General features: G+C 71.0%; 19 protein-coding genes and 2 pseudogenes. 10 read left to right on the top strand and 11 right to left on the bottom strand.

Annotated elements, in window-relative coordinates:
• Nucleotides 1–103 precede the first annotated feature (103 nt).
• The 3 genes from ICC28_RS34635 to ICC28_RS34625 form a co-directional block, all read right to left on the bottom strand.
• On the bottom strand, nucleotides 104–526 hold the full coding sequence (locus ICC28_RS34635) for a DUF350 domain-containing protein (RefSeq protein WP_188292776.1): 423 nt from the start codon (nucleotides 524–526) through the stop codon (nucleotides 104–106).
• Between the two features lie 121 nt (nucleotides 527–647).
• On the bottom strand, nucleotides 648–1,259 hold the full coding sequence (locus ICC28_RS34630) for a lipoprotein (protein WP_411158639.1): 612 nt from the start codon (nucleotides 1,257–1,259) through the stop codon (nucleotides 648–650).
• A gap of 58 nt (nucleotides 1,260–1,317) precedes the next feature.
• Entirely contained in the window at nucleotides 1,318–1,668 is a 351-nt protein-coding gene (locus ICC28_RS34625) for a helix-turn-helix transcriptional regulator (protein ID WP_188292774.1), read from the bottom strand.
• A gap of 130 nt (nucleotides 1,669–1,798) precedes the next feature.
• On the opposite strand from ICC28_RS34625, the gene ICC28_RS34620 reads away from it, so the two are divergent.
• Both ICC28_RS34620 and ICC28_RS34615 read left to right on the top strand, forming a co-directional pair.
• Complete coding sequence (locus ICC28_RS34620; RefSeq protein WP_223190301.1) at nucleotides 1,799–2,545, top strand: ANTAR domain-containing protein; 747 nt, start codon at nucleotides 1,799–1,801, stop codon at nucleotides 2,543–2,545.
• 111 nt (nucleotides 2,546–2,656) lie between these two features.
• The gene (locus ICC28_RS34615) at nucleotides 2,657–2,830 is read left to right on the top strand and encodes a CsbD family protein (RefSeq protein ID WP_188292773.1); all 174 of its coding nucleotides are present in this window, start codon (nucleotides 2,657–2,659) and stop codon (nucleotides 2,828–2,830) included.
• Between the two features lie 99 nt (nucleotides 2,831–2,929).
• Here the strand turns inward: ICC28_RS34615 and ICC28_RS34610 are convergent, their stop codons facing one another.
• The 3 genes from ICC28_RS34610 to ICC28_RS34600 form a co-directional block, all read right to left on the bottom strand.
• Complete coding sequence (locus ICC28_RS34610; RefSeq protein WP_188292851.1) at nucleotides 2,930–4,021, bottom strand: acyltransferase family protein; 1,092 nt, start codon at nucleotides 4,019–4,021, stop codon at nucleotides 2,930–2,932.
• Between the two features lie 178 nt (nucleotides 4,022–4,199).
• Nucleotides 4,200–4,520 (bottom strand): hypothetical protein, encoded by a 321-nt coding sequence (locus ICC28_RS34605; protein ID WP_188292772.1) that lies wholly within the window; start codon nucleotides 4,518–4,520, stop codon nucleotides 4,200–4,202.
• Between the two features lie 44 nt (nucleotides 4,521–4,564).
• Nucleotides 4,565–5,380, bottom strand: a complete 816-nt coding sequence (locus ICC28_RS34600; protein ID WP_188292771.1) for a sulfotransferase family protein — start codon at nucleotides 5,378–5,380, stop codon at nucleotides 4,565–4,567.
• Between the two features lie 195 nt (nucleotides 5,381–5,575).
• Between ICC28_RS34600 and ICC28_RS34595 the strand changes: the two genes are divergently transcribed.
• Entirely contained in the window at nucleotides 5,576–6,028 is a 453-nt protein-coding gene (locus ICC28_RS34595) for a flavodoxin family protein (protein ID WP_188292770.1), read from the top strand.
• Between the two features lie 120 nt (nucleotides 6,029–6,148).
• Entirely contained in the window at nucleotides 6,149–6,676 is a 528-nt protein-coding gene (locus ICC28_RS34590; RefSeq protein WP_188292769.1) for a hypothetical protein, read from the top strand.
• Nucleotides 6,677–6,767: 91 nt separating this feature from the next.
• On the opposite strand, the gene ICC28_RS34585 is transcribed toward ICC28_RS34590, so the two are convergent.
• Nucleotides 6,768–7,331 carry a hemerythrin domain-containing protein gene (locus ICC28_RS34585; RefSeq protein ID WP_188292768.1) on the bottom strand — a complete coding sequence of 188 codons (564 nt, stop codon included), beginning with the start codon at nucleotides 7,329–7,331 and terminating at the stop codon, nucleotides 6,768–6,770.
• 148 nt (nucleotides 7,332–7,479) lie between these two features.
• Nucleotides 7,480–8,925, bottom strand: a complete 1,446-nt coding sequence (locus tag ICC28_RS34580; RefSeq protein ID WP_188292767.1) for a glyceraldehyde-3-phosphate dehydrogenase — start codon at nucleotides 8,923–8,925, stop codon at nucleotides 7,480–7,482.
• A 511-nt stretch (nucleotides 8,926–9,436) separates the two neighbouring features.
• Between ICC28_RS34580 and ICC28_RS34575 the strand changes: the two genes are divergently transcribed.
• On the top strand, nucleotides 9,437–11,158 hold the full coding sequence (locus tag ICC28_RS34575) for an alpha-glucosidase (RefSeq protein ID WP_188292766.1): 1,722 nt from the start codon (nucleotides 9,437–9,439) through the stop codon (nucleotides 11,156–11,158).
• 126 nt (nucleotides 11,159–11,284) lie between these two features.
• Here ICC28_RS34575 and ICC28_RS34570 read toward each other — a convergent pair whose 3' ends face one another.
• Nucleotides 11,285–11,665 carry a winged helix-turn-helix transcriptional regulator gene (locus tag ICC28_RS34570; RefSeq protein WP_188292765.1) on the bottom strand — a complete coding sequence of 127 codons (381 nt, stop codon included), beginning with the start codon at nucleotides 11,663–11,665 and terminating at the stop codon, nucleotides 11,285–11,287.
• A 92-nt stretch (nucleotides 11,666–11,757) separates the two neighbouring features.
• On the opposite strand from ICC28_RS34570, the gene ICC28_RS34565 reads away from it, so the two are divergent.
• Nucleotides 11,758–12,165: a RidA family protein gene (locus ICC28_RS34565; protein WP_188292764.1), complete on the top strand. Its 408-nt coding sequence runs from the start codon at nucleotides 11,758–11,760 to the stop codon at nucleotides 12,163–12,165.
• The gene (locus tag ICC28_RS34560; protein WP_317454152.1) at nucleotides 12,128–12,502 is read left to right on the top strand and encodes a D-Ala-D-Ala carboxypeptidase family metallohydrolase; all 375 of its coding nucleotides are present in this window, start codon (nucleotides 12,128–12,130) and stop codon (nucleotides 12,500–12,502) included. The genes ICC28_RS34565 and ICC28_RS34560 overlap by 38 nt, the downstream gene beginning before the upstream one ends.
• Nucleotides 12,503–12,629: 127 nt before the next feature.
• Here the strand turns inward: ICC28_RS34560 and ICC28_RS34555 are convergent, their stop codons facing one another.
• On the bottom strand, nucleotides 12,630–13,079 hold the full coding sequence (locus ICC28_RS34555; protein ID WP_188292763.1) for a DUF6228 family protein: 450 nt from the start codon (nucleotides 13,077–13,079) through the stop codon (nucleotides 12,630–12,632).
• Between the two features lie 9 nt (nucleotides 13,080–13,088).
• Nucleotides 13,089–14,063 (bottom strand): helix-turn-helix domain-containing protein, encoded by a 975-nt coding sequence (locus tag ICC28_RS34550; RefSeq protein ID WP_188292762.1) that lies wholly within the window; start codon nucleotides 14,061–14,063, stop codon nucleotides 13,089–13,091.
• A gap of 110 nt (nucleotides 14,064–14,173) precedes the next feature.
• Here ICC28_RS34550 and ICC28_RS34545 point away from each other — a divergent pair, with 110 nt between their 5' ends.
• The 3 genes and pseudogenes from ICC28_RS34545 (at nucleotide 14,174) to cpt (ending at nucleotide 16,075) form a co-directional block, all read left to right on the top strand.
• Nucleotides 14,174–15,202 (top strand): saccharopine dehydrogenase NADP-binding domain-containing protein, encoded by a 1,029-nt coding sequence (locus ICC28_RS34545; RefSeq protein WP_188292761.1) that lies wholly within the window; start codon nucleotides 14,174–14,176, stop codon nucleotides 15,200–15,202.
• Nucleotides 15,203–15,229: 27 nt separating this feature from the next.
• Nucleotides 15,230–15,451, top strand: a pseudogene (locus ICC28_RS34540) (DUF6223 family protein); the annotation flags it as partial.
• Nucleotides 15,452–15,540: 89 nt separating this feature from the next.
• Nucleotides 15,541–16,075: pseudogene (cpt, locus tag ICC28_RS34535) on the top strand (chloramphenicol phosphotransferase CPT).
• The last annotated feature ends 260 nt before the right edge of the window (nucleotides 16,076–16,335 follow it).

Genomic DNA, 16,335 nt, shown 5'->3' with positions numbered 1-16,335 from the left:
ACCTCGGGAGGCGGCAGGCTGACCGCTCCTTGTCCCTTCGCGCACCTCTGTCTGCCCGACGAGAAGGGAAGGCCGCGCCGGGGTCGGCCCGGGAAGGGGCGCGTCAGGCGATGGAGGCCGAAAGGATGGCCGACACCGCCAGATTGCAGGACGCCGTCACCCAGACCGCCGGGTGGTGCTCCGCCTCGACCAGCGTCACGCCCAGACGGCCCGGCGTGATCAGGTCCACCACGAGGAAGGCCAGGGCCATCATCACCAGGCCCAGCACACCGAACGCGGCGGTCGACGCGAGCCCCTTGCCGAAGTTGTCGTAGGTCGTCCAGATGGACGTGAAGACGATGCCGCCGACACCGAGCAGCGCCGAGCTGAGCAGCACGGCGGCGTTGCGGTTGCGCTCCTCCCAGATGAGCCGGCCGAGCTTTCCGGGCGTCAGCACGTCGATCAGGACGATGCCGAGGACCAGCAGGACCAGGCCGAGGGCGCCGTAGGCACCGGCCCGGCCGAGTCCGTTGACGATGTCGCTCATGGGGTGGCCGGCTCCGAACTGTGAGGGATCGTGAATGATCGCGGTCAAGGCGATGCAAAATCTAACGCACCGGTTCGACGCCTCGACAACGCCCGTCCTCGACCGCCGCCTCCGGATGCGCTCAGCCGGTGTGCAGCGTCTGTCTGGCCAGCTCGTACGCCGGAACCATGGACCGGTGCTCCCCGATGTCCAGTCCGCCGAGGTGCAGGACGACCGGCCCCTGTGGCGTGGTGACGGCCAGGGCGCGCTCCTGTTTGGTCTCGTCCAGCATCTCGTTACGGGCGAGGTACTCCACCTCGGTGCCGCTGAGGCCGCCCGTGGTGAAGGCGCGGTACCGCTCCTTGCTCACCCCGTCCTCGGCGGCCAGGAATGCCTCCAGGACGCTCCGGGCGCTGTCGTCGCCCGGCCTCCCCGTCCACACCCGCAGAAAGCCGATGCTCCCCGCGGGCTTGGCGTCGATCTCGCAGGCCAGGGTGACCGGCCCCTGGTGCAGCGGTGCGTCGACGGCCTCCGCGCTCCACTTCTCGGCGATGTCGAAGGCGACGGGCAGTTCGCAGGCGGAGCCCTTCGCTCCGAGGGACCCGCCGCTGCGCACGGCCGGGGCCGCCGGCGCGGACGTACCCGCCGTGGCCTTCGCGTCGTCCCCGCCCTGCGGGGCGCAGGCCGCCAACACCCCGGCCAGTACCACGGCACATCCCGCGCGACGCCCAGCCGCACCTGCCCCCACCAGCACGTTCATCTCCCCTCGGAAACCCGGCGGGACAGACTAGCCGAGCCCCGGCGGGGCGCCGTTACCGGTTGATGTCGGCGGACATCCTGCGGTCGGGCTGCGCTGTACGGTCGGCCTCGTCCTGGACGAGGAGCGTGAGCAGGGACGCCACGGTCAGCCCGGCTTCGGCCGGATGGCGCAGCACCCTGCTGGGGTCGATCCGGTAGGTGTTGCTGCGGCCCTCTCGGGTGTGGGAGAGGTAGCCGTCCTGCTCCAGATCGGAAATGATCTTCTGTACGGCCCGCTCGGTGAGCCGGCAGCGTGCGGCGATGTCGCGGATACGGACGTTGTGGTCGTCGGCGATGGCGGCCAGTACACGGGCGTGGTTGGTCAGGAACGTCCACCCGTTGTGTGGCTCGGGAACTCCCTCCATGGGAGGATTGTACGGCCGATCATTCCTGTATTCAAAAACCGGAAGCAGATTTCATGTATATCTTGACGTGTTACGGGTGGTGGGGTGAGGCTGGAAGCGACCACGCACTTCAATGACCGGGGAGGCGGTCATGCCGGAGCCTGCGTATGAGATGTCGCCCCGGGTGGAGGGCGCCTCAGAGGACGCGGCGGCTGGTAGCAACGCGGCGCGGCACGTGCCCTGCGCGCCCAAGATCGACATCAGACCCGACGGTGACCGCGTCACCATGGCCGTATGCGGGGAACTGGACCTGGACGCGGCCCAGGACCTGGAGCAGTCGCTGCGCCAGGCGCTCATCCGCTCCGTCCAGGGCGTGGACCTGGACCTGAGCCATGTCGCGTTCTGCGACTGCTCCGCGCTCAACGTCATGCTCGGGCTGCGCGCCCGCGCCCTGCGGGAGGGGAAGACGCTCGTCGTCCGCGACGCCGGCCCCGCGGTCGAACGCCTGCTCACCCTGACCGGCACCGTGTCGTTGTTCGCTCCCACGGACGTCGACGCCGACGACGCCGGGGAGGCTTGGAACCCCACCGACCTCGACGAGAGCGAGGACGAGAGCATGTTGCAGGACCTGCGGATCGAAGTCGTCCAGCTCCGGCGCGCGATGCAGACCCGGCCGACCATCGACCTGGCCCGGGGCATCCTGATGGCCTCCTTCGGTCTCAGGCCCGAGGACGCCTGGGAGGTCCTGGTCACGGCGTCCCAGAACTCCAACACCAAGCTCCACCACCTCGCCCGCGACCTGGTCGCCACCGTCGGGGGAGAGGCGCTGAGCGAGCCCCTGCAGAAGCAGGTCTCCGCGGCGGTCGCCAAGGTCAGCGCGGGCGCGTCGGTGTCCTAGGACGGCGGGCCGCCGGCTGTGGTTGTGCCGTCGTTCGTTTAGGGCCCGCGTCCCCGGTTCACCCGGTGGTGCAGCAGAGGAATCGAGCACGGCGCGGGGAGGAGAAACGCCATGAGTGGAGAGCAGAAGGCCAAGGCCAAGATGGAACAGGCAAAGGGCAAGGCCAAGGAAGCGGCCGGTCGCGCGACGGGCAACGAGCGCATGACGGCCGAGGGCCGGGCGGAACAGGCCAAGGGCGACGTCCGCCAGGGCAAGGAGAAGGCGAAGGACGCCTACCGACGCTGAGCGCCCCCGAGCGAGCGGCTCGCACAGGGACCGGGCGGCCGGGCTGTCCCACAGCCCGGCCGCCCGGTCACGTTCTGCCGCGGCCCGTTCAGGGCCGCCTCACCGGCGCCGGTCGGCCGCCGACGACCCCTGCCGGCGGAAGGCCCAGTCCAACGTCGGCTCCATGACGGGGCGGAAGAGGCGTCGCACCGGCGGCGTGCACAGCACCGTCATGACCGCCGCGGCGATCAGGGTGACCGTGATCTCCCCGAGCGGCTCGTGGAACCAGCCGTGGTCCGACCAGTGCCAGTGGTTGGCGGCCTGGATGGCGAAGCCGTGCAGCAGATAGCCGTACAGCGTGCCCGCGCCCAGCGCCGTGAACCACATGGCGCGCCTCGGCACCAGGGCCAGGAAGCAGGCGACCAGCACGACCGAACAGCCGAAGATGGCCAGCGTCATGACGGGCCCGGACCAGGCCGGCGCGGCGAGCTGCTGCGCGCTGCTGCGGTGGAAGAACCAGGCGTAGTTCATCCGCGGGACCGCCCAGTAGGCCACGACCGTGGCGCAGAGCAGGACGGGCAGGGCCAGCAGTCGCACCTCACGGCGGCGCAGCAGCTCGAAGTGGTGCGGTTTCAGGCACAGCCCGAGTACGAAGTAGGGCAGGAACTGAAGAACGCGCTGCAGATCCAGGTCGTCGCCGATGGACGGCGTCACACTGGCCAGCATCGCGATGGCGAGGGCCAACGGCAGGGGCCGGCGTACCGCGTTCCACAGCGGAGTGGTCAGCCGCCAGATGAACAACGCCGCCAGGAACCAGGTCAGATACAGCGGATCCAGCAGGGTGATCTGCCGCTCCGGCTCGTTGTCGCTCCACCGGGTGAAGAAGGTGTACGCCACCTCGAAGACCACGTACGGCACGACGACGCCCGACACCAGCCGCTTGATGCGCCCCGGGCTCGCGTCGAAGCTCCGGGAGAAGTAGCCGGAGATCACGATGAACGCCGGCATGTGGAAGGCGTAGACGAACATGTAGAGCGCGGTCACCGTCCGGCTCTCGGACCGCAGCGGCTCCCAGGCGTGCCCGATCGCCACCAGCACGATCGCCAGATACTTGGCGTTGTCGAAGAAGGCGTCTCTCTGCTTGCCCGGCTCGGCGGCCCGCCCGGCCTGCGCCGAGTCGGCCTCCGCGGGCGGCGGAGCCTGCCCGGGTATGCGCTTGAGCAGCGATTGCTGCGTGATTCCTTCCTGATGGAACCCAGACAGAGCAGAACACCTCTAACGGAAGTTGCCTATGTGACCCGTGTGTCGGGCGTGTGGGCCACCGTAGCGACGGCTGCGCAGGCCCGTAAACCTGGACGGTCCTGATGTGACCCGCATGGCACCGCGTCCGTCAGTCGGGCGCGGTGAGCAGTCCGTGGACCGCCGCCGCCGACTCCTCCGGACTGGTGCGCCCGGTGACGGACACCTCCAGGTACCGGGTACCGCTCGCCGCGTGCCGTGAACGCACCGCGGGCGCGCTCTCCGCGGCGCACGGGACTATCACCACCACCCCGTTGCGCGCGAGCACCTCGGCCACCAGGCCCAGACGGCCCGGGTCGGCACACAGGTCGTCGTACCGGTCGAGCACCTCCACCCGCCGCCGCTCGGCCTGGAGCCGTTCCGCCAGCGCGTAGGCGGCTGCCAGGCGGTCGGCGGTCGGCCGGCCGGTCACCCACACCGTCGCTCCCGGGCAGGTGCAGCGGCACCTCGGATCACTCAACTCGGGTATCCCCAGGTACGGGCGATGTCGCGCAGCGCCGGAGGAACGTCGGCCGGATCGGGGAGCGGCCGGGCCTTCTGGACCCTTCCGGACTTGATGGTGTCGCTCCAGTCGCCGATGAACGGCACGAACGGACCGTGATCGACCCTCCGGTAGTCCAGCATGCGGGGCGTCCACTCCACGCCGAGGAACGCGCATATCTCCTGGGTGACCTCGACGGGTCGCTCGGTGAGTTCCTCGTAGCGGACGGTCAGTCCGGGCAGCGCGGTGCGGGCCGCCTCGACCGCCTCCACGTACCCGAGCACCTCGCGCACGGTCGCCTCCGGATCCCGGTCCGGACGGCCCGCGATGAGCGAGTCGACCATCGACGCCGGATGGCGCAGCAGGAAGATGTACCGCGCCCGCGGCCAGCCCTCGTGCAGCCGCTCCCACACCGCGGCATTGCCCGGTGTCTTGTCCACGATGATCTGCTTCCCGCTGCGCACCAGCTCCCGGTGCAGGATCCGGTCCCACAGCAGGAACTCCAACTCCCGCTGATCGAGGTCGAGTTCGCTCATCGCCTTCTTCGTGTACGGCTTGCCGAGACCGACGGTCAGCGTGCGCAGGTGCATCTCGTGCGGGGCACGGATCCGGGGGTGGCTGTTGAGCAGTACCCGCAGGAGCGTGGAGCCCGAGCGGACGGAGGAGAGGACGAACACCGGGTCCGGTACGAGCCGGTGGGCCGACCGCGGAACGGGGCGCACGACCCGCTTCCGGATCCGCCGTCGGATCCCGCGGGCCACGCGACGGACCTCCAGGCCGCTCCAGTCCATGACGCACGCCTCCCTGCTCACCGTACGCGCAGCACTTTTCCTCCCGTTGACGTCCCTTGACCCTACCGCTGTTGAACCGTGGACCAGTCATGGCCGACGCCTGGGAATTCCGTGAGAAAAGAGCGGGGTGGAGATCACCGGAGGCAACGAGCCCGGCTTGCGGCGACCGGGTTCGCCACGGCAGGGTGGGGTCGTGTGGCAACCCTGCTGATCGTGCACCACACGCCCTCACCCAACTGCCAGGCCCTCCTCGAGGCGGTCGTCTCCGGAGCGACCGCACCCGAGATCGAGAACGTACGGGTGGTGCGGCGCGCGGCGCTCGCCGCGACCGCCTCCGACGTCCTGGCCGCCGACGCCTACCTGCTCGGCACCCCGGCGAACCTCGGCTACATGTCCGGCGCCCTCAAGCATTTCTTCGACCAGGTCTACTACCCGTGCCTGGACGCCACGCGGGGCCGCCCCTTCGGCTACTACGTGCACGGCGGCAACGACGTCACGGGAGCGGTGAAGTCCGTCGAGACCGTCACCACCGGTCTCGGCTGGCGGCGCGCCGCCGATGCCGTGACGGTGACCGGCGAGCCGGACCGGGCCGACGTCGAGGCGTGCTGGGAACTCGGGGCGACGCTCGCGGCCGGGCTGATGGACTGAGGGCCACTGTGGGCGAGAGCACTTGGCCAGGTGCCGCGGGCACTGTTTCGCGCGGGGGAGGGGACATTACCGTGAGAGAGGTATTCCCGCCCCACCTCAAGCAGCTCGGACGGCCTGCCTGTGCTCTCGGACTTCTCCTCGCTCATCGCGGCGACCGCCCGATGGCTGACGTGCGCGTTTCCGCCGAGCGGCGGAGCGCTGGCCGCCGCCCTGTGCGACGTCCAGGCGCGTCAGGCCGTCACGGTCGCCGCCTGGCTGCGCTATCCCACGCCGATGGACGCGGCCCTTGCAGCCATGGCCGGGCCCGGCGGCTCCGCCCGGCTCGACTGGACCACCGGCGCGGACGGGGCGGCGGAGTCGGACCCCGAGGGGCAGGCCTGGCGGACGTGGGTGGACGAGGTCGTGGCGAGCTGGGCCGCCTGCCTGCTGACCGACCCGGAGCTGGCCGGCGTGGCGGCGGCAGCGGTGCGTGACACCGGCCATGCCGAGGCGACGCCGGTGGAGTTCCGGCGCCTGCTTGCGCCGGACGAGACCGACCGGCGGGCCGCGGCTCTCCTGCGCCACCCCGATCTGCTGGCGCCGGTCGCCGACCTGCACCGGGACCTCCTGGTCGACCGGCTCGGCGCGGGAGAACCGCAGGCGGCCTGAGCCGGGGGTTTAGCCCTGGCAGGAGACCACAGGCGGCCTGAGCCCGGGCTTCACCCCTGGCGGGAGACCGCAGACGGCCTGAGCCCGGGCTTCAGCTCTTCTTCCCGCGGCCGGTCAGCGCGTCACGCAGCCGGTCGACGAGTCCGGCGCCGGGGGCCAGCATCTTGTTGGCCGGCGGCCGGTCCGGGGCCGAGGGGTGCGGGCGCGTCGGCGCCACCTTCTTCGCCTGTCGCACCTTGTCGCCCAGGGAGTCGAGCGTCTCGGGGGTGCACGCCGAGCGCAGTTGCGGGAAGAGGTTGCGCTCCTCGTCGGCGACATGGGTGCGGATCTCGCTCATGAGCCGGTTGATGAGCCGGTCGAACTCGGGATCGCCGGCGTCGCACCCCTCCAGGTCCTTCATGATCAGCTCGGCCTTGGAGTGGTCTTCTATCTCCTTGTCGGCCAGCCTGTCCCCGTCGGGGAGGTGCTCGCGCACGGCCGGGTAGAGATAGGCCTCCTCGGCGACCGAGTGCCGCACCAGCTCCATGGTGGCCTGGTCGGCGTAGAGCTTGCGGTCCTCGTGGCCGCTCGGCAGCCCGGCGATCTTGCCGAACAGCTCCTCGACCTCTCGGTGGTCGGTCATGAGCTCGTCGATGACGTTTCCGCCGTGTCCCATATCAGTACCTCCAGCCTGAAGGCGGCGGCCAGGGTACGGATCCGCCGCGGGCGCCGAGTGCCCGCGGTGGGCGCGGACTAACCCGGGGCACGGACGTGGGCGGGCGGCGGCGGAAGCTCCGCCGCCGCCCGCCCGGCGCCTGCGCGGATCAGACCGCCGGAGCCGGGTACGTCGGGTACTCCACGCCGGAGACGTACTGGACGACCCGGATGACCTGGCAGGAGTAGCCGAACTCGTTGTCGTACCAGAGGTAGAGGATGGCGTTGTCGCCCTCGACCTTGGTGGCGCCTGCGTCGACGATCGAGGCGTGACGCGAGCCGATGAAGTCGTTCGAGACCGCGTCGGGGGCGGTGATGAAGTCGATCTGACGCTTGAGCGGCGAGGTCAGCGACACGTTGCGCAGGTAGTCCAGGACCTCCTCGCGGCTGGTCTCGCGCCCGAGCTGAAGGTTCAGGATCGCGATCGAGACGTCCGGCACCGGGACCCGGATCGAGCTGCCGGTGATCTTCGCCTTGAGGTCCGGCAGCGCCTTGGCGACGGCGGAGGCCGCGCCGGTCTCCGTGATGACCATGTTCAGCGGCGCCGAACGGCCACGGCGGTCCGACTTGTGATAGTTGTCCAGCAGGTTCTGGTCGTTGGTGAACGAGTGGACGGTCTCCACGTGCCCGCGCAGCACCCCGTACTCGTCGGCCATCGCCTTCAGCGGCGGCACGATCGCGTTGGTGGTGCAGGACGCGCAGGACAGGACCTGCTCGTCCGGCTTGATCGTGTCGTGGTTGACGCCGTGCACGATGTTCGGGACGTCGCCCTTGCCCGGCGCGGTCAGAACGACCTTGTCGACACCGGGACGCAGGTGCTGGGACAGCCCCTCGCGGTCCCGCCACTTGCCGGTGTTGTCGATGAGGATGGCGTCCTTGATGCCGTACGCCGTGTAGTCGATCTCCGACGGGTCCCCCGCGTAGATGACCTTGATCTCGTTGCCGTTGGCGATGATCGTGCTGTTCGCCTCGTCGACCGTGATCGTGCCCTGGAACTGGCCGTGGATGGAGTCCCGGCGCAGCAGCGAGGCGCGCTTGACGAGATCCTGCTCGCCACCGCCCCGCACGACGATGGCGCGCAGCCGCAGCCCGTTGCCCGAGCCGGCCTTCTCGATGAGCAGGCGGGCGACCAGACGACCGATGCGCCCGAAGCCGTAGAGGACGACGTCGCGGCCCTCGCTGCGCTCGATCTTGTTGGCGCCGGTGGCACCGGCCACCGCCTCGGCGGTGAACTCCGCCACCGACAGGCCCCGGTCGTCCGACTGGTACGTCGCGGCCAGCATGCCGATGTCGATCTGGGACGGGCCGAGGTCGAGAGCGGTCAGCGCCTTGAGGAAGGGCAGCGTGTCGGTGACCGACAGTTCCTCACCGGCGATCTGGCGGGCGAACCGGTGGGTCTTGAGGATGCTCACCACCGACTTGTTCACCAAGGAGCGGCTGTGCAGCAGGACCGTGACGTCCCGCTCGCGGTGCAGTTTCCCGATGATCGGGATCATCGACTCCGCGATCTCCTCGCGGTTCTTCCAGTTGGTGAACGAGTCGTCGTTGACAGTCACAGAGAAGTCTCTTTCGAGCTAGAGGGTGCTCATATGCTAACCGCCCATGTCGAGAGCCTGTCAGGGGGGCCCGGTGACTGCGACGAGCACCACAGGCGACGCGGACGACCGCGCCGGAGGGGGAACTCGTGGTCGTCGTGCCACCACGTCCGCAACGGCGTGCCGCGGGCGGTGAACGCCCCGGGCGTCGCGGCCGCCGTGCCGACGGGGGCGAGGGCCCCGACGCCACGTCGGCTCCGGGCCGGGCGTTTGCCGCTGCGCGGCCCTGCTCGACCGGAGCAAGGCCGACGTGGCCGGCCCGCTGCGCGTGCGCCGGGGCCGGCCCGGCTCTCGGGTGAGGGCTCTCCGGTCTGTGCACCCCGCTGAACGGGCAGAAGGTCATCATCGCCGGGGAGGGCGCAGTCGCCCACGACCTGTTCGGCCCGGCCATGTCCTTGCCCCGGCACACACCGACAAGCCACCCCCGTACCAGTACCCGAGGACATTCGATGACCTTTGACGTGCCCGAAACGTGGCCGGCCCCGCAGCCGCCTGGTGGAGCGACGCGGTGGTCTACCAGATCTACCCCCGCAGCTTCGCCGACTCCGACTCCGACGGCATCGGGGACCTGCCCGGCATCGTCGAGCGCCTCGACTACCTGGCCCAGCTGGGGGTCGACGTGCTGTGGCTCTCCCCGGTCTACCCCTCACCGCACGACGACAACGGCTACGACATCAGCGACTACCAGGACATCGATCCGCTCTTCGGCACACTGGCCGACTTCGACCGGCTCCTGGAGGCCGTGCACGGACGCGGCATGAAGCTCGTGATGGACCTGGTCGTCAACCACACCAGCGACGAACACGCCTGGTTCACCGCCTCCCGCGACGGCGGCCCGACCGGCCCCCGGCGGGACTGGTACATCTGGCGCCCGCCGCGCGAGGGCATGCAGCCCGGCACCCCCGGCGCGGAGCCCAACAACTGGGAGTCGTGGTTCTCCGGCCCCGCCTGGACCTTCGACGAGGCGTCCGGCGAGTACTACCTGCACACCTTCTCCCGCAAGCAGCCCGACCTGAACTGGGACAACCCCGAGGTCCGCCGGGCCGTGCACGCGATGATGCTCTGGTGGCTCCAGCGGGGCGTCGACGGCTTCCGCATGGACGTCATCAATCTGATCTCCAAGGACCCGGCCCTGCCCGACGGGATCGTCCCCGAAGGCAGCCGCTACGGCTTCGGCCACCCGTACTACGTCTGCGGGCCCCGCATCCACGAGTACATCGCCGAGATGCACCGCGAGGTCTTCGCCCGGCACCCGCGCCGGCTGCTCACGGTCGGCGAGATGCCCGGGGTGACCGTGGAGGAGGCCAAGCTCTTCACCGACCCCGCCCGCCGGGAACTCGACATGGTCTTCCAGTTCGAGCACGTCGGCCTGGACCAGGGCCCCGGCGGCAAGTTCGACGCCCGCCCCCTGCGGCTGACCGACCTCAAGGCCAGCCTCGGCCGCTGGCAGACCGGCCTCGCGGAGACCGGCTGGAACAGCCTGTACTGGAACAACCACGACCAGGCCCGCGTCGTCTCCCGCTTCGGCGACGACAGCCCCGCCCACCGCGACCGCTCGGCCAAGCTGCTGGCCACCGTCCTGCACCTGCACCGCGGCACCCCGTACGTCTACCAGGGCGAGGAACTGGGCATGGCCAACGCCCCGTTCGCCTCGATCGACGACTTCCGTGACATCGAGTCGCTCAACCACCACCGCGAACAGAGCGCCCTCGGCACGGCCGGCGAGACGATCCTGGACGGGCTGCGGCGCCGCAGCCGGGACAACGCCCGCACCCCGATGCAGTGGGACGCCGGCGAGCACGCCGGATTCACCACGGGCACGCCGTGGATCGCGGTCAACCCCGATCACACGACCGTCAACGCCAAGGCCCAACTCGCCGACCCGGACTCGGTCTTCCACTACTACCGCCGCCTGATCGAGCTGCGCCACACCGAACCCGCCCTCACCCACGGCGACTTCCACATGCTCCACCCGGAGCACGAACAGCTCTACGCCTTCACCCGCCACGACCCGGCCACCGGCACCGAACTGCTGGTCCTGGCCAACTTCGGCGGCACCACCCTCACCGTCGACCTGCCCGACGGCTGGGACCACAGCGACACCCTCATCGCCAACCTCCCCGCCACCTCACCCCTCACGAGCCCGCACACCCTGCGGCCGTGGGAAGCACGGGTCCACCGCCGCACCCGCTGACGCCGGCCCTGTCGGTGATGCGGGGCCAGTCCACCAGCGACCCCGCGGCCGGCTGCCAACTCGGCGGCCACCACCTGGTCCTGGGCGGCCGGGCTCCACGCGGCCTGAGCCGAGCCGTCGGTGCCGTCAGTCGTCGAACCGGTGACGGGCGGCCTCGATGTGGCCGAGGTACCGCTGGGTCCAGCCGCACATGCTGTCCACCGTCGCGCGCAGCGCCCGGCCCGGTTCGGTGAGCGTGTACTCGACCCGCGGCGGCACGGTCGGGTGCACCTCGCGCGACAGCAGGCCGTTGCGCTCCAGCATGCGCAGGTTCTGGGTGAGCATCTTGTGGCTGATGCCCGCTACCTCGTCGCGCAGCTCACTGAACCGCAGAGTGCTGTCACCGAGCGCCTCGATGATCAGGAACGCCCACTTGTTGGCGACGTCCGAGAAGATCTCCCGGGCGAGGGAGTCCGCGCGCCGCAGATCCGCGTCCTCGGGCAAGCCCCCGAGCTGCTTGGTCACCATCAGGTTCCCCAGTCACCGAAAAGTGCGTTCTTCCATGTCATCGCACACTCTCCTACGGTTCCTGAGTAACCACAAGAGAGGAATGGCACGGCATGAGCATCACTCTGTTGAACCCCGGCGAACTGCCCACCGTCGACGTCTACCGGCAGGTGGCGGTCGCCTCCGGCACGCGGCTGGTCTTCGTCGCCGGTCAGGTCGCCTGGGACGCCGAGGGAGCGACGGTCGGCGAAGGCGACCTCGCCGCGCAGGTCGAGCAGTGCTACCGCAACATCGGCACCGCCCTGGCAGCGGCCGGCGGCTCCTTTGACGACGTCGCGAAACTGACCGTCCACGTGGTGGATTGGACCCCCGACAAGATGCCGCAGCTCCTGGAAGGCATCTCCCGGGCATCCGCGAAGCTGGGCGTCACGCCGGTCCCGCCGGCCACGCTGCTGGGCGTGGCCGCACTGGACGTCCCCGAGCATCTGGTGGAGATCGAGGCGATCGCGGTGCTGGACTGAGCACGGCGACGCCCCGATCACCGTCCCCAGCGGCTTCCGCTCCTACGCCTGCGACAACGCCGTGGGCGGCTCCTCCACCATCCGCCACCTCTACGGCGACGCCGCCGACCTCACCGGATCCCCGGCCCCTGTGCCGCCACGCCCAACAGTCCCGCACCCACGGCTACTCGCACATCCCGGCCCGGTCCACCCCGGCCACAACGACCACACCCACCGGGCGTTCGCCCCGTCACCGTACTGGTCCGCCCCGACCTGCGGAAGCTGGCCGACCGGACACCGAACCCGTGGCGGTCCGATCCCTCGAGGGGCGAACTCACCCCTGTACCGGCAATCTTGAGGTCGTCCTCGCCCCAGGACGAGGACCGCACCTGTCGGCCGACCGCCGGGCAGGAACGAAGTGCTCGGGCACGGCCCAGGCGCGAGGCCGGGGGGCCGGTGTCCGAGAGGTCGGCCGGCACGGTCGTTCACCCTGTCAGGAAGTGGCGGACGTCCGCCGCGAGGGCCGACAGCTGCTCGCCGGCCTCCAGCCATGTGGTCACCGAGGCGGTCCAGCCGCCGGCGGCCCGTGGCCAGGGGCGCAGGGTCCAGGTCAGGCCGACGTGACCGCCGTAGTGGTGCACGGCGGACACGGCAAGGTCCCGGTCGTCGGTCTGCCAGGTGCGCTCGCCGTCCCACCCCCGGAACGCCCCGGCCAGCTCCTCCAGAAAGGCCGCCAGATCGCCGGTCCCGACCCAGGCCACCACCTCGTCGACACGGGCGGTCAGGCCCGGAGCCCGGACCTCGACCGCGTAGTGCACGGAATCCTCGTCGAGGGCGAACCGGTCGCAGAAGCGCACACCGACGAGCGGGTTCTCCAGGCAGCCGACGGTCAGCACCGGCTGCCTGTCGGCGGGTTCGTCCGGTGCAGAGGCCATGGGTGAACGCTAGGGCAGCGCCAGGCCCTCCGGGGCTCCGGGTCGGCTCCGTGCACGGAACGTACGGCGGTAGGTGTCCGGAGACACGCCGACCGTGCGGTTGAAGTGGCGGCGCAGGGTCGTCGCCGTACCCATGCCGGTGGCGGCCGCGACGGCTTCGACACTGTCGTCGGTGGTCTCCAGCAACTCCTGCGCGCGGCGGATGCGTTGGACCAGGAGCCACTGGAGAGGGGTGGTGCCGGTCACCGACCTGAAGTGACGGCCCAGGTGGCGCGAGCTCATCCGCGCCCGCCGGGCCAGGTCCTCCACGGTCAGCGGCTGGTCGAGCCGTTCGAGGACCCAGGGGAGCAGCTCGGCGAGCGGATGGTTGCCCGGAGCGGGTACCGGCGTGGTGACGAACTGGGCCTGGCCACCGTCCCGGTGGGGCGGCACGACCAGCCGGCGGGCGACCGCGTTGGCCACGGACGAGCCGCGGTCGAGACGGACCAGGTGCAGGCAGAGATCCATGGCGGCGGCCTTGCCCGCCGAGGTGAGCACGCTGCCCTCGTCGACGTACAGGACGTCCGGGTCCACCGTCACCCGCGGGTGGCGCTCGGCCAGAGCCCGGGTGTGCGCCCAGTGGGTCGTCGCGCGCCGCCCGTCGAGCAGACCGGCGGCGGCCAGCACGAACGCCCCCGTGCACAGGGAGGCCACGCGCGCGCCCGCCTCGTGCGCGGCGCGCACCGCGTCGACCAGGTCCGCGGGCGGATCCACCTCGACATCGGCCCACCCGGGGACGATCACGGTGTCGGCGTGCGGCAGCCGGTCGAGACCGTGATCGACCTCCAGCAGGAACCGGCCGACCCGCACGACCCCCGGCCCGCACACGGCGACGCGGTACCACGGCCCGGCCACACCGTCCGGGGCGGCACCGAACACCTCCTGGGCCAAGGACAGTTCGAAGTGCAGCATGCCTTCGGTGACGGCCAGCGCGACAGTGTCCACGTCCGGAATTGTACGAGTGCTGTCGTTCCGGACACTCGTACGCGGCGTGAGATCCCGGAAGGATGCTCATCACGGACCGCAGCAGATCATTCGCGTACGGGGGAGAACCCATGGGATCGCAGCAGAGGGTGGCCGTGTTCGGCGCCTACGGGCACACCGGCCGCTTCGTGGTGGCACACCTGCACGAACGCGGATTCGTCCCGGTACTCGTCGGCCGGGACACCGAGAAGCTGAAGGCCATGGCCGCCACCGAACCCACCTGGGACGTCTCCCCGGCCGCCGCCGACGACCCGGCCGCCCTCGACAACGCCCTGTCCGGCGCGGCCGCCGTGATCAACACCGCGGGCCCCTTCGCCACGACCGCCGCCCCCGTGATCGAGGCGGCCCTGCGCGCCGGCATCCCCTACGTCGACGTCGCGGCCGAGATCGAGGCCAACGCCGACACGTTCGCGCACTTCACCGACCGCGCCCGCACCGCCCGGGCCGTGATCGTCCCCGCGATGGCCTTCTACGGCGGCCTCGGCGACCTCCTGGCGACCACCGCGGCGGGCGACTGGACGACGGCCGACGAGGCGCACATCGCGTACGGCCTCAGCAACTGGCACCCCACCGCCGGGACGCGCGCCGCCGGCGCGGTCTCCCACCGGCGGCGCGGCGGTCGGCGCGTCCGCTTCACGGGCGGCCGGCTCCAGTACCACCACGACGACCTGCCCACCCTTGACTGGCCCTTCCCCGACCCGATGGGACCGCGGCCCGTCGTCGGCGAGTTCACCATGGCCGACGTCGTCACCGTGCCCAGCCACCTGTCCGTCCCCGAGGTCCGCACCTACATGACGGTCGAGGCGGCCCGCGACCTGGCGGCGCCGGACACCCCGCCCCCGGCCCCGGCCGACGCGCACGGGCGGTCCGCGCAGACCTTCCTGGTCGACGTCGTCGTACGCTCCGGCGGCCGCGAACGCCGCGCCGTGGCAAGGGGACGGGACATCTACGCCGTCACCGCCCCCCTCGCCGTGGAAGCCGTCGACCGCATCCTCACCGGCCGGACCAGGACCTTCGGCGTGGCCTCCGCCGGCAAGATCTTCGACGCCCCAGACTTCCTGCGCGCGCTGTCCCCGCACATCTCCCTGGAGCTGCTGTAGCCGTCAGGACCCGCCCGGCACCGTGCCGGCGACGCCACCAGGAAGAAGGGGGCCGTCGCGACGCTGCCGGCAGGCCTGGCCGGCGTCGTCGTGGGCACGCTGAACCTGGCCCTCGCCGACGGCGGCCCCGGCACCGGCAACGGAGTGATCGGCGGCGCCATGGCCGTGGTGCTCGGGCTCATTGCCACCGCACTCGGCCGCCAGGCCCTCGCCCGCTCCCGCCGCTCAGGGCAGTCGGTCGGGGTCTGACGGCCGCCGCGACGGCGACGGGACCGCTGCGCCCCCAGCAGGGCCGAAAAGCTTTTCGTGCCGCAGGGGAAGCGCCTTAGTGTGGCGCGGTGACGACTCAGGTGATCATTCTCAATGGTGGTTCGAGCTCCGGGAAGTCCGGGATCGTGCGGTGCCTGCAGTCCGTACTGCCGGATCCGTGGCTGGCGTTCGGGTGTGACTCGTTCGTCGATGCCCTGCCGGCGAGGATGCAGGGGGCGGACGGCGGCATCGTGTTCGACCCGGACGGCGGCGTGAGCGTCGGGGCGGACTTCCGCGCCCTGGACGAGGCCTGGGCAGAGGGCATCGCCGCGATGGCCCGCGCGGGCGCCAGGATCGTCATCGACGACGTCTTCCTCGGTGGAGCCGCGTCCCAGCAGCGCTGGCAGAAGGCCCTGGACGGGCTGCCCGTCCTGTGGGTCGGAGTCCGCTGCGACAGCGACGGTCGCCGCCGGCCGGGAGATCGCACGAGGCGACCGAGTGAGGGGGATGGCCGCGATGCAGGCGGACATGGTGCACGAGGGCGTGACCTACGACCTGGAAGTGGACACGACCCACACCGAGTCCCTGGAATGCGCACGCATCATCGCCGCCCACGCGGTCTGAGCCGACCCGATGCCCGACGCAGCCCCCTGACCGGCGGCAGATCCGTCCACTACCCGTCCCAGCGGGCCACCAGGCCGGACCATCCCCTCCGTCGGACTGGTTACCGACCGCCCAGACCTCGCCCGGCGCACGCAGGACGACCCGGTACAGGTGCGCGCACGTGGCCGACAGCGGGCCCAGCCACCGCCGGCGCCGCCCGTCCCCGTACAGCAGACGCACGGCGCTGCCCCGGCTGCCGGGCGGTCGGGCCCGACCGCCTC

It is taken from the genome of Streptomyces sp. TRM68416 (assembly GCF_014596915.1).
Lineage (GTDB): Bacteria > Actinomycetota > Actinomycetes > Streptomycetales > Streptomycetaceae > Streptomyces.
The sequence above is the reverse complement of the archived record's forward strand: the minus strand, read 5'-3'. Positions and strand labels throughout refer to the sequence as shown.